Source organism: Vibrio penaeicida (genome assembly GCF_019977755.1).
Classification (GTDB): domain Bacteria; phylum Pseudomonadota; class Gammaproteobacteria; order Enterobacterales; family Vibrionaceae; genus Vibrio; species Vibrio penaeicida.
The window spans coordinates 585,881-598,381 of sequence record NZ_AP025145.1 but is presented as its reverse complement, the minus strand read 5'-3'; the positions used below and the strand labels follow the sequence as shown (position 1 = coordinate 598,381).

General features: G+C 42.3%; 10 protein-coding genes. 4 read left to right on the top strand and 6 right to left on the bottom strand.

From position 1 onward, the window contains the following. Positions 1 to 2: 2 nt before the first annotated feature. Positions 3 to 665: a YoaK family protein gene (locus LDO37_RS21025; RefSeq protein ID WP_126607791.1), complete on the top strand. Its 663-nt coding sequence runs from the start codon at positions 3 to 5 to the stop codon at positions 663 to 665. 579 nt (positions 666 to 1,244) lie between these two features. On the opposite strand, the gene ppnP is transcribed toward LDO37_RS21025, so the two are convergent. The 3 genes from ppnP to LDO37_RS21010 all read right to left on the bottom strand — a co-directional run bounded on the left by ppnP (position 1,245) and on the right by LDO37_RS21010 (position 3,169). After that, a complete protein-coding gene (gene ppnP / locus LDO37_RS21020) occupies positions 1,245 to 1,526 on the bottom strand; it encodes a pyrimidine/purine nucleoside phosphorylase (RefSeq protein ID WP_126607792.1) in 282 nt (93 codons plus the stop codon). Positions 1,527 to 1,591: 65 nt separating this feature from the next. Continuing rightward, complete coding sequence (locus tag LDO37_RS21015) at positions 1,592 to 2,440, bottom strand: alpha/beta hydrolase (RefSeq protein ID WP_126607793.1); 849 nt, start codon at positions 2,438 to 2,440, stop codon at positions 1,592 to 1,594. A 141-nt stretch (positions 2,441 to 2,581) separates the two neighbouring features. Next, entirely contained in the window at positions 2,582 to 3,169 is a 588-nt protein-coding gene (locus LDO37_RS21010; protein ID WP_126607794.1) for a TetR/AcrR family transcriptional regulator, read from the bottom strand. Between the two features lie 239 nt (positions 3,170 to 3,408). Between LDO37_RS21010 and LDO37_RS21005 the strand changes: the two genes are divergently transcribed. Together LDO37_RS21005 and LDO37_RS21000 are read left to right on the top strand one after the other, a co-directional pair. Continuing rightward, the gene (locus LDO37_RS21005) at positions 3,409 to 4,356 is read left to right on the top strand and encodes an AEC family transporter (RefSeq protein ID WP_126607795.1); all 948 of its coding nucleotides are present in this window, start codon (positions 3,409 to 3,411) and stop codon (positions 4,354 to 4,356) included. 142 nt (positions 4,357 to 4,498) lie between these two features. Further along, positions 4,499 to 5,530, top strand: a complete 1,032-nt coding sequence (locus tag LDO37_RS21000) for an acyltransferase (RefSeq protein WP_126607796.1) — start codon at positions 4,499 to 4,501, stop codon at positions 5,528 to 5,530. 102 nt (positions 5,531 to 5,632) lie between these two features. On the opposite strand, the gene LDO37_RS20995 is transcribed toward LDO37_RS21000, so the two are convergent. After that, the gene (locus tag LDO37_RS20995) at positions 5,633 to 6,640 is read right to left on the bottom strand and encodes an ABC transporter permease (protein WP_126607797.1); all 1,008 of its coding nucleotides are present in this window, start codon (positions 6,638 to 6,640) and stop codon (positions 5,633 to 5,635) included. Beyond that, positions 6,633 to 7,532 (bottom strand): ABC transporter ATP-binding protein, encoded by a 900-nt coding sequence (locus tag LDO37_RS20990; protein WP_126607798.1) that lies wholly within the window; start codon positions 7,530 to 7,532, stop codon positions 6,633 to 6,635. Before LDO37_RS20990 ends, LDO37_RS20995 begins: the two co-directional genes overlap by 8 nt. Positions 7,533 to 8,333: 801 nt before the next feature. Between LDO37_RS20990 and LDO37_RS20985 the strand changes: the two genes are divergently transcribed. Next, a complete protein-coding gene (locus LDO37_RS20985) occupies positions 8,334 to 10,172 on the top strand; it encodes a methyl-accepting chemotaxis protein (protein ID WP_224055802.1) in 1,839 nt (612 codons plus the stop codon). A gap of 140 nt (positions 10,173 to 10,312) precedes the next feature. On the opposite strand, the gene glgB is transcribed toward LDO37_RS20985, so the two are convergent. After that, complete coding sequence (gene glgB / locus LDO37_RS20980; RefSeq protein ID WP_126606632.1) at positions 10,313 to 12,487, bottom strand: 1,4-alpha-glucan branching protein GlgB; 2,175 nt, start codon at positions 12,485 to 12,487, stop codon at positions 10,313 to 10,315. Positions 12,488 to 12,501: the final 14 nt, after the last annotated feature.

Here is a 12,501-nt window from a genome sequence, read left to right as displayed (position 1 = left end):
GTATGCTTACTAAGCTCCCTCGCTGGGTTGAATATGGTGCATTTTGCCTTGCAGGAATTGCAGGGATCGTTAACGCAATAGGTTTACTAGGATTTCAGCACCAGTCTGTTTCTCATCTTTCTGGAACCATCACACTGCTTGGCGCTGGCTTACTTTCTCCTGATTCTCAGCTGATTCATATCATCTTTATTCTTCTTAGCTTTATGGTTGGTTCCGCCATTAGCGGTTATATCATCCAAAGTACAGCGCTAAAACTTGGTCGGCATTACGGTACCGCTTTGATTCTCGAAAGCGTATTGTTAACAGCGGCAGGAATTACGTTAACCCGAGGTTCGATTTCCGGACATTATTTGGCTTCAGCTGCATGCGGATTGCAAAATGCAATGGTAACGACATACAGCGGCGCAGTCGTAAGGACAACTCACATGACAGGGATCATCACAGATTTAGGAATCATGATCGGAGCCTATTTGCGAGGAGAGCGCGCCGACAAAAGAAAAGTGAGTTTACTCTTAGCTGTCGTAGCAGGCTTTGTGTTAGGAGGATTCGCTGGGGCTTACCTCTTCCGCGTGTGGCAATTCAAGGCACTGTTAATACCCGCACTATTGGCGTTTTTCGCAGCACTAGCGTATTCAATGACGCTGGCGTTAAAAAATAGAGTATAGGGTCTGTTGATCTTTCGAGATGATTTTTGCAGCAATTTGTGGGTGATTTATACAAGGCAGAGCTTATTCGGTGTAGTCGCTCTACATCAATAGGCGATAACGCAGTAGAAATAGGCCACAAATGCTGCCCGAAGGGTTCGACTAGGCGTCCCCGCTCTATGCTCTATGCTCTATGCTCTATGCTCTATGCTCTATGCTCTATGCTCTATGCTCTATGCTCTATGCTCTATGCTCTATGCTCTATGCACTTTACTCTTTGTTGCAAGGTATTTGCTTAGAAATGCTTTGTTCTTAAAAAAATAGGCTACACACCTTGCGCCGCGATTAAAGTGCATAGAAGTCGAACAAAATTTAACCGCGAAAGATCAACAGACCCTAATTTCATTAGTATCGCCGACAATAAAAAAAACCTGATCCATTTCGCCATTGCGAGCGTATCAGGTTTCGATCTTTATTTGTTTTTGCCACATGGACTCGTTAATGTATCCCACTTGTCTTTGTGGCATTTTTTTAAATATACCCAAATGGTCTCAATATACTTGGGTACAACTATATCGGGTTTAGCAATCTCAGGTATAACTACAAGTATTCACACAAGTAAGCAGTAATTTGCTCCACTTTTACGTCGAAATGTGAATTACCAGGAACATTAAACGACTCACCAGGGGCGTAAGTCACCCACTCTTCTGCACCTTTGAGCCTAACAGTTAAGTCGCCTTTTACGACAGTCATTTTTTCGGGTGCATTGGTACCAAATGTGTATTCACCTACAGCCATAACGCCTACGCTCACTTCTTGTTCTGACTGAACGAACGCTAGAGACTTAACCCCACCTTCGAAATAGGTATTTTCGGTAATCATTTTTCTTCCTTGTGATTGAATTACCTTTTGTTTTTACCCCGTTCTGTAAAAATGTGCAAGCCTCATTATGATGAGAATTTGTCGAACGCCCCCATAACAGCAGACGACTTCATCACTCGACCATGACCTTGACCTTCGGTCGTAATTAGCTCGACATTGTCACCTTCTTTATCCGCTTCTTCAGAAACCGAATAAGACGTAAATTTATCGTCTTTATCATGAACAATAATGCACTTTGATTTCCGCTCCATCAGACGGCGGTATGGATCAACCGACTTCAGTGGAAATTCATATTGGCGTTCCACTTCCCCTACCACTTCTTTAAATAGTTTCATGGAATACCCAGAGCGACGAATACTCGAAAACAAGTTTTCGATGTAATTCAGCACAGGAGCAATTAAGATGATCGGGCAGCATTCGGCTTTTTGATGTCGGCTTTCTAATACTGACGCTGTTCCCATGCTATGACCAATAATACCGGCTAAGTCATCGACACTATCTAAAACGGCATCTAAACCCTCCACAAATGCTGGAATATGCCCTACATCTCCATCACTTTCTCCATGTGCTGGGTGATCATAAGCCAAGGCGCGATAGCCTTTGGAAGCAATGTGCTCCATTAACGGGTAAAACTGGTTTGAACTCCCCGACCAACCATGAGTGAGCACCCATACTGGGCCCTCACCTAATGAGAACGTAGAAAGAGCACCATGGCTGGTTTGAACAGACCCTTTTACCAACTCTTTAGGTGCCGTATTTTTTGGTTTTAGACGTGCAGGAGTCAGCAATAGTTTTCTCGCTGTTTTCACAGCATGATTAGGCGCTAGCGTATGATGCAAACGCGTGGTGCAATTCACCAAACTGCGTTTTAAGCTGAACTTGTTTGATGCATTGAAGTAAATCTTCTCGCTCATGGTCGTTACTCTCTTTAAAAATAGAACGCTCGTGCTATTTGTATTTAAAAAATGAGCTGATGATACGTACTCACCAGCTTTTATTATGCCGTTTCACCTTCTCTTGGTAGCCTAACTGTTTAAGGCTGCCACAATGTACTGTTAGCGCCAATGCTGGAACAAAAAATCAATGCTCTTCCAAAACCTTTCTCGGCTTTCGTCTTCACCATCAATGGCATAGAACAGTTGACTACTTAAGTAGACACCATAAATCTGGTAAACCGCTTGTTTGGTATCCAGTTCTACCGAAAAAACCCCTGTATGTTTGGCTTTTTCTATCTGGATTTCCATATAACGGATCCACTTATTGTTCCCTTTGATCAGGCTTTGCTGCACAGTATTGTCTTCATCTGCATCACTGCGCCACGCATCAAGGAACATACAGCTGCCTTGAAAAGAGTGGTTCCAGTTTAACCAATTTTCTAATAGCGACCTGATTTTGGATTCAAGATCATTAGAAAATTGATCACGCGCTGGCTGTAATACTCGCTCAATGAATTTCAGGTTGGCATACTCAACGACCATAACCTGAAGGTTTTCCTTCGAGTTAAAATGGGCGTAAAGTCCACTTTTTGATAAACCGCAATGCCGCGCTAACACACCAAATGTCAGGCTTTCGAGCCCATCTTGGCTTGCCACATTAAAAGCCGTTTTCAAAATGTTCTCTTTTGTTGCCTTGCCTTTGTTCATTAAACACTCTGTTTAACTGAGATTCACTGACCGCTATTTAAATAGAATCTAATCAACTCTGCAACTCGCATTATATTAATAGCACAGTCGTTCTTTTTTGCAATCTTTGATTTTGTGCCATAAGAAACATCACTCGAGTAGAGTACACTTGGGCATAATTGATTTTCATGACACCATATACCCAAGTAACCTCAAGGTGCTAGGTTCAGTATCTTCCCACTCACGACACAGGTTTCCACATGCTAGAACAGCTCGCGTTTTCCTTTAGTATTACAGGACCTATCTGTTTGATGCTGGTATTGGGTGTCTTTTTAAAACGAACGAATGTGCTCAATGAAAGCTTTATAGATACTGGGTCAAAGCTGGTGTTTAAGGTGACATTACCAGCCCTGCTGTTTCTGAGCATTGTTCAGTCTGACTATGATTTAAAAAGCAGCCTTCCTTTTGTGATGTATGGGCTTGCCGCCAACTTGACTTTCTTCATAATCTCGGTGGTTTCTACCAAAACGTTTTTCCCATCTTCAAGCGATCAAGGCGTTATTATTCAAGGTGGGTTTCGCGCAAACACCGCGATTATAGGGCTAGCCTACACTGCAAACCTATATGGCGAACAAGGTGTTGCAAGTGCCGCTCTCTACGTTGCTGCAACCACGGTGCTTTATAATATTCTTGCCGTAATAGCGTTAAGCCCTAAGCAGCAATCGTCACATTTAAAAGCATTGACTTTGATCGGTAAAACGATCACCAAGAACCCTTTAATTATTGCAATCTCACTCGGGTTTGTTTGCTACGGGTTATCCGTCCCCATTCCGCAAATAGTGACTCACGCAGGAGGGTATTTCGCGGATATGACGCTACCCCTTGCTCTTTTATGTACAGGTGCATCACTGAACCTTCGCTCCTTAAAACAAGAAAAAAACAGTGCTTGGTTTGCTACAACGCTAAAGCTCATTTTTTGTCCTCTTGTTATTGTGGGTGGCGGTGTTTTAATGGGCTACAGAGGATTAGAACTCGGGCTGCTGTTCACTATGACGGCATCTCCTACAGCAGCGGTAAGTTATGTTATGGCTCGTTCGATGGGTGGAAATCCAACACTGGCAGCAAACGTTATTGCATTAACTACCGTCGTATCACTGTTAACGTGCTCACTCGGAATAGCATTTCTGTCTAGCTTTAACCTTATCTAGGTGAGCCTCTTATCAAAAGGTAATCCAAATTAGATTAAAAACTCTTAATCTTACCCTTATAAATTCATGACACATCTCAACATAAAATATTGAATTAAAAGATAAACTGCCTTCTTGAATTTCTGTTCTCTGTGAGCCCTACATGCCTTCTAACCATACCAATAAAATCGCCAGCTTAGAGCTCGGCCGCGTTATCGCTATGTTTGCTATTATGCTATTGCATAGCCAAGTATTAACTCATTCCTCTTTAAGTAGTGAGATGCAGTGGGTTGGGTACGTTCTAAACCAGTTAACACGGTTTGCAGTACCTTTGTTTTTCTTAATATCTGGGTATCTAATCCAGCCCAAGCTTTGTTCCAACCCGCTTTCCACACTCAAAAATTACAGCATTCCTTTGCTAAAAATATGGTTAGTTTGGAGTGTTATTTGCCTACTGATGCCGTTTAACTGGTATCAGTTTTTAACGGAAGGTTTCATTGCGGAAAGAAGCGGTTACTGGAATTGGTTGCTACAAAACCCATTAAACACTTTATTTGAGGGTGGTTTAGTACATTTGTGGTTTATTCCTGGCTTACTGTGTGCCGTCGCTATTATTGCTCTAGGCGTACATTTTAAGCTGTCTAAAGGTTTGGTCATTGTCGCTGGGAGCCTTTATGTCTACGGAGTACTAGCGGGAAGCTACAACGTTCTAACCGATTGGGAAGCCCCTATCTTTACTCGAAACGGTCCTTTCTTCAGCACATTAATGGTGCTAATAGGATTTGAAATACGTCGATTAAAGCTCTCAGTTCCTACGTTGAATGCAACCATTATGGCGTTAATAGGGCTCAGTTTGCATTTAGGTGAAGCCGAAATCCTAGCGCAATATGGAACTGCCTTTAACAGCCATGACTTTTTGGCCGCGACACCAATTTGGGCGTCGGGTATTCTATTTCTTCTATTAGCGAAACCAAACTGGGGAAACAAGCCTTGGGGCTTCAATTTATCTGGCTTGGTTTTAGGTATCTATGTGGCGCATTTGCCTTTGCAGATATTGGTCGACAACGTTGTGAGATTTAATGGGCTAGAAGGATATTCAAGAGATATTGCTGTGCTATCTGGGACAATAATTTCAAGCGTTCTGTTTGTTTGGGGAGTGTCGAAAACCCCACTGAAGCGCCTTCTATTTCGATAGTTTTATTCATGATAAAAAGAGCGCCATACAATGTATCGGCGCTCTTTTAACGAATAGCGGTTTGCTCGGAGCAAAGATTTATTTTTCGAACACGCAAAAACGCTATCGAGCTTCGCCTTGCCACTTAAAGAAATAAGAACCTGCCAGTAAGAAAACAACGGTCATTAAAGCAAGAGTCACTAAATGCCCCCAGATATCGGATAACCCAGCGCCATCCAACATTACGGCTCGTGCAGACTCCAACATATGAGTTAGCGGAAATACTTTAGTCAGTTGCTGAATAAACTCTGGGCTACCTTCCAGCGAAAACCAAACACCAGATAACATCATCATCGGCCAGGAAATCAGATTAAGCATACCGCCGATAAACTCTTCCGACTCGGATCGGCAAGCGATCAACAACGCCAAAGAAATAATGGAAGAAGTCCCTAGAAACGCCACTAGCAATAATGTGAAATAATTGCCTAGCATATAAAAATCAAACACAACGTTGCAGGCGACAAAGATCCCAGAACTAATGATCATGACAATCACTAAACGAGACAACACTTGAGCTGATAGAAACTCGATCGCTCTAAGCGGTGTGGCATTCAGCCTTTTTAATACCGAGTTTTTACGATAGCGTACAATGACATAACCAACACCAAATAAGCAGGAAAACATCATGTTTACACCGAGGATTCCAGGCACAACCCAATCCAAATAACGTATCGCTTTTCCATCAATGGTGAATTTTACAAAGTCAGGCTGCTGCCCTAGAAATAGCTTTTCAACAATATAGCCGCTCGCAGACGATTGATTGACCCAATAAGATTTCGCTTTAAAGTCGACTAAAATATCAATCTTATGTTGCTGTAACTTAAGCTCTGCTGTGCTCATATCAGCATACTCAACAAACTCAAGATGACGTAAATCCTGAAACGGTTGGCTCGCCTCTTGTTTTGTGTTCATCACACCAACCTTATAAAGGACTTTATTGTCATCAGAAAAAACGAACGCAAATCCAATCACCATCAAGATTGGAAACACCAGATTCCAACCCAATGCACTTCTGTCTCGCATGAATTCATAATTTCTCGCAACTAAAACAGCCAAGAATCGACTATACATTTTGACTTTCCTCTTCTATCAAAGCATGCCCGGTCAACTTCAAAAATAGATCATCGAGATTTGCGGATTTAACTTGCAGACCTTCCAAGGAAATATTGGAAGTCATTAAGTTAGTCAGTGTATTTTCAACATTTTCAGATTGAATAAAACAACGTCCCTCAGAGTAATGCACAACTTCGCCATTGAGGTGAGCATTGCTAGTTTGAGATTCTGGCAAACTAATTAACGCCCCAGAAAAATGTTCGTCTAACAAATGGGTAGGTGTATTTTGAGCAATAATATTTCCTTTATTCATTATCGCTATTTCATCACACAAATATTCCGCTTCATCCATGTAATGTGTCGTCAATAAAACGGTTTTTCCATTTGCCTTGATGGTATTAACCAAATCCCAGAAAAGTCGACGACTGTGAGGATCTAACCCTGTTGTAGGCTCATCGAGAAAAATTAACTCGGGATCGTTTATCAGCGCTAACGCCAGCAATAGGCGCTGTTTTTGACCTCCTGACAGTTTTCGGTGATCTTGATTTAAAAAATCACCGAGCTGACACAGCGTTACCAATTCATCATAAGGCATAGAATGGCTATAAAAAGATTGGAACATCTTGAGCGTTTCTTTCGCAGTAAGGTAATCTTGCAGAGCAGTATTTTGAAACTGTATTCCTAGCCGATGATAAACTTCTTTTGTTATGGGTTGACCTTTATATAGGATACACCCACTTGTCGGTTCCATGATCCCTTCAAGCATCTCCAACGTTGTGGTTTTTCCGGCTCCATTTGGTCCAAGTAACCCTAAGCACGTTCCTTCCTTTACCCCAAAACTCACATCATCCACAGCGACAACTGATTTAAAGCGTTTATGCAGTGATACTGCTTCTAATTGAAATTCCATATCTTTTATCAGCTCTTATCCTTCTATCCAGTCACACCATTATACTCAAGTCACTCTAAGATGCAGGATTCAAAGCGCTATCTTTTGTTATAGTTCAAGGAAAAGGAGCAGCGAAATGACCGACCAATTTCAGATACTTGGAGGTTAAATTGAAGGTCGACAAAAGATTATAGAATAGCCTTAGCAAGTTCGAATCATTTGAATATGAGATCTATTTTTTATCTTGTGTTATTTAAATCATCACGCTATCACTAATAACAATTTTATAAATAAGCCATATATGAACTTTAAAGTAAAGAAGTGCATTAGAATCAATCTTAATGATAATTATCATCAATAAATGATTGAAAATTCATCTAAACTCATATTAATTGACTCTTTTATGCATACTATTTCTAACAAACACTCTCAATAAAAAATCTTTAATTCTGTTCATATTTTTTCATATTATCAAAGCAAGTACTTTTATTTGAAATTAAACCACGTGTAGCTTATTTGAGATTTTTTTCAAACTAATGAGAATTAATGAACAAAGGCAATATCATAACCCAATGATATGTAGACACTTATTCCATAATCAAATATTTATTTAATCTATTTTCTGTTTAGTCTTTCATTCTTTGCTACTTTAGTTAATAGAAAAATAAAAAATGCGGCTTTATCTTTTATGGAGAAAAGACAATGGGTTTGGACAATATTTCCATTTCAAAAAAATTATCAATATCGCCAGCCGTTCTGATCGCTATCTTAATCGCTGTTGCAGTAGTGAGCTCGAATTTGCTAAATGGATTATCACAAGATATGAATAAGATATCTTTTGATTTAGCACCGGATACTGAGCTAGCAGCAGAAGTTACTGATAGTGTGTACGGACTGCGCTTAACCGTTAAGAACTTTATAAAAACAGGGAAACCTGAGTTTGTTGAAAAATTCAATCAACAAGCGGCTCTTTGGACTGAAGACATGACACGCTCTTATAAGGAAATTCAAAATCCTGCTCGAGTGAAAATGTTGAAAGAAATTGAGGCAATGAAGGCAACATACATGACAACCTTTACTGGAACGGTTGTGACAAACATGAATAGCCGGAACGAATTAGTAAATGGAACGTTAAACGCAAATGGACCTCAAATTGAGCGTAAACTTACCAAAGTTATGGATACCGCAAAGCGCGATGGAGATGTTGTTGCTGCGTACCATGCCGGTAGAGCGATACGTGCACTTTTGCTTTCACGTCTTTACGTATCGAAATTTTTGGTAGAGAATCAACCCGCTCAGGTTGAGCGCTTTAACAAAGAGTTTGATGCATCAGAGAAAGAAATTAACACCTTGTTGGGTACGTTAGAAAACCCTGAAAGGCGTCAACTTACCTCTGAAGCAAAACAGCTGCTTGACCAATACAACACAGCTGCAAACAGTGTTGTCACCATGATTTATGACCGTAATGAAGGTATCAAAACACTGGATACCGTCGGGCCTAAAATCGCTACAGCGATTGCGGAGTTACGTGCATCAATCAGTGGTTCAATGCGTGAAGCGGCCAATGAGGCGAAAGCCAATACCGAAACCTCTACATCATTCCTGTTTATGATTGTGGCTGTTGCGATTATCGTTGGTATCGTCGTTTCCTTCTTTGCCACAAAAGCCATCACGAGTAAGATCCAGTCTACTAATGATGTGTTAAGTGATATTGCCCAAGGAGAGGGTGACCTGACCATTCGCATCCCAGTTGCTGGTACCGATGAACTTGCTAAGCTGGCGACAAATTACAATACCTTCGCAGAGAAACTTCAGAAGACAGTGGGTCAATTAAATACTGCGTCTTCTAGCATGCTATCGTCAGCACAGGAATTAACAGTCAAAGCCAGCGGCACTCAACAAGAAGTCCGCGAACAGCAATCTCAGGCGCAACTTGCGGCGTCGGCAATGACGCAAATGTCTGCTAGTGCACAAGAAGTCAGCAACAGTGCACTTCAAGCTGCTGAATTGTCTCAATCGACAGCCGATGCGGCAACACAAGGTACTCAAGTTGTTGTAAACGCAGCAACCGCCATGCAGAGCTTGTCTCAGCAAATATCTGATGCCAGTGACACGGTAGAGCAAGTTCGCTCTGACAGTGAACAAATTGGTACGGTACTGGATGTTATTCGAAGCATCGCAGAACAAACTAACTTGTTGGCATTGAACGCGGCGATTGAGGCAGCACGTGCCGGTGAACAAGGGCGTGGGTTTGCGGTCGTAGCTGATGAAGTTCGTTCATTGGCATCGAGAACTCAGGAATCAACAGAAGAAATTCAAAATATCATCGTTAGCTTGCAGCAACGCTCAGAAAGCGCTAGCCAAGCAATGACGAAGAGTCGTTCTAACGCTGAAGAAACCGCAGCACAAGTGCAGTCAGCCGAAGAAGCGTTAACGTCAATTGATGGATTTATTGCTCAAATCAACGACTCGATTGGATTGATTTCAAGTGCAGCGGGTCAACAGGCAACTGCAGCGGATGAAGTTGCCATCAACGTGAATACCATGTCCGATATCTCAGACAAAACAATGTCTCAATCTATTGAGACTACTGAGTCTGCTGAAAGCTTGAACCAAGTCGGTAACCAAGTGAGTAAGTTACTCGGTCAGTTCCGAGTGTAATGGAAATCGAGCAGTTCTCCATAATCGAAGTCTCTACAAAGTAGCCGTGTTCGTATAAAAACAAGAGCGAGGCCGTTTACACGGCTCGCTCTTTTTTTGATTTCGATTATGGTTACGATGTTAGTTTTTAGGACGTATAATTATTGAAGCTTATAAAACACCGTCGATAACGGTGGAATGCTCAACAATAAAGAGTCATCTAAGCCTTCACTAACAACACGTTCAGTTTCTGCCGACTCATAAACTTTAAAGCCACTGCCGCTGTAACCAACATCATCCGTATTCAAAAGCAACGTGTACGTTCCGCAATTTGGCACACCTAATCGGAAACGTTCATGAGGCACAGGTGTAAAATTACTGATTATGAGTATACGATCACCATTCTCAGCAATACGCTCGTGAGCTAATACGCTCGCCTCTTTCGCATCTTGCAAGCGCCATTCAAACCCATTCGGGTGACTGTCTTGATCGTGTAATGCTTTTTCATTGCGATACAGGAAATTTAAATCACGTGTGAGATCTCGAACACCTTGGTGCCGCTCAAAATCAAGTAAGAACCACTGCAATTGATCATCGTGATTCCACTCCGCGGTCTGACCAAACTCTGCGCCCATAAAGTTCAACTTCTTACCCGGTTGAGCATACATGTACCCCATGTAAGCTCGCAGGTTAGCGGTTTGCTGCCATTCATCACCGGGCATCTTGTTATGGATTGAACCTTTGCCATAAACCACTTCATCATGAGAAAGCGACAACACATAGTTCTCACTGTGCGCGTACACAAGTGGGAAGGTGATGGTGTCGTGATGGTATTTTCGATGGACGGGATCTTCTTTTATGTAAGAGAGGCTATCGTGCATCCAACCCATATTCCATTTAAACCCAAAACCAAGCCCTCCCATAAAGGTTGGCGCAGATACACCAGGGAATGCCGTTGACTCTTCGGCGATGGTCATCGCGTTCGGGAAGTGTCGGTAGACCTCTTCATTCATCCATTTAAGCGTCGCGATAGCTTCGTAGTTCTCGTTTCCTCCATCGATGTTAGGAACCCATTGATCATGGCTGCGAGAGTAATCTAAGTAGATCATTGAAGCGACGGCATCCACTCGGATTCCATCGATGTGGAACTGTTCAAACCAATAAAGAGCATTCGAGACCAAGAATCGGCGGACGTGCTCTTGTCCCATATCATAGATAAATGAATTCCAATCCTGATGCCAGCCACGGCGTGGATCGGGGTCGTGGAAAAGTGGTGTACCGTCAAAGTTTGCCAACCCATGGTCATCCGACGGGAAGTGCGCAGGGACCCAATCAAGTATCACACCAATTTCCGCCTGATGGCACTGATCAACAAAGTACTTAAAATCATCTGGCGATCCAAAGCGACTCGTCGGTGCAAACAAACCAACAGGTTGATAACCCCAAGAACCGTAAAATGGGTGTTCTGAAACGGGCATCAATTCGACATGGGTATATCCCAAGTCTTTGAGGTAAGGAATCAGTTGCTCGGCTAATTCTCGGTAATTGAGGAAATCACCGTTTTCATTGCGCTTCCACGAACCCGCATGGAGCTCATAAAAAGAAAGGGCTTCTTTACGTTTTTCTGTGATTGGACGCTCTTGCCATGCGCTGTCTGCCCATTCGTATCGCTGGTGATTGTACGTCAGTGAAGCAAACGACGGGTGTTGTTCTGAGTGAAATCCCCATGGATCCGCTTTATGAGGTAAACCTTCCCCATCTGGTCCTTTCATTTCAAATTTGTATTGAGTGCCTTCCGGTAGATCGGGAACAAACAACCCCCAAATTCCATAATCCAACTTTTGTAATGGGTTTCTACGCCCATCCCAATGGTTAAAAGCACCGATAATACTGACTGCTGAAGCATGTGGGGCATAAACTAAAAACCGAGTACCACTCACTTTTTCACTACCACGGTTCATGGTAACGAATTGCGCTCCCATCTGTTGGTACATTTGCTTGGGGGTATGCAAATCATCGTATTCGGCGTAGAGCCCATGATATTGATAAGGGTCATCAACTATCTGCTCTGTACCCGACCAATCGACAGCCAAGCGATAATGAATGTGTGTTAAATCTAGATCACCTTTTAGAATAAAGCCGCTCGCTTCCTCTCTTTCGAGATCAAGGCGAGTATTGTCGTCTAATACCAACTGAACATTGTCTGCACCCGGAATCCAGATTCTTAACGCGATACCACTTTCTTGACTGTATGGACCTAGAAAAGAAAATGGATCGGAAAATGCAGCTTGAGAAAGTTGGGCATAGGCGCGTTTAGGTTGTCTTTTTTTATTCAATGCCTTGTCCCCTA

Excerpts from the sequence above, each read along its gene's own strand:
- LDO37_RS21025 (WP_126607791.1), top strand. The coding sequence starts at position 3 with ATGCTTACTAAGCTCCCTCGCTGGGTTGAATATGGTGCATTTTGCCTT.
- ppnP (WP_126607792.1), bottom strand. The coding sequence starts at position 1,526 with ATGATTACCGAAAATACCTATTTCGAAGGTGGGGTTAAGTCTCTAGCG.
- LDO37_RS21015 (WP_126607793.1), bottom strand. The coding sequence starts at position 2,440 with ATGAGCGAGAAGATTTACTTCAATGCATCAAACAAGTTCAGCTTAAAA.
- LDO37_RS21010 (WP_126607794.1), bottom strand. The coding sequence starts at position 3,169 with ATGAACAAAGGCAAGGCAACAAAAGAGAACATTTTGAAAACGGCTTTT.
- LDO37_RS21005 (WP_126607795.1), top strand. The coding sequence starts at position 3,409 with ATGCTAGAACAGCTCGCGTTTTCCTTTAGTATTACAGGACCTATCTGT.
- LDO37_RS21000 (WP_126607796.1), top strand. The coding sequence starts at position 4,499 with ATGCCTTCTAACCATACCAATAAAATCGCCAGCTTAGAGCTCGGCCGC.
- LDO37_RS20995 (WP_126607797.1), bottom strand. The coding sequence starts at position 6,640 with ATGTATAGTCGATTCTTGGCTGTTTTAGTTGCGAGAAATTATGAATTC.
- LDO37_RS20990 (WP_126607798.1), bottom strand. The coding sequence starts at position 7,532 with ATGGAATTTCAATTAGAAGCAGTATCACTGCATAAACGCTTTAAATCA.
- LDO37_RS20985 (WP_224055802.1), top strand. The coding sequence starts at position 8,334 with ATGAATAAGATATCTTTTGATTTAGCACCGGATACTGAGCTAGCAGCA.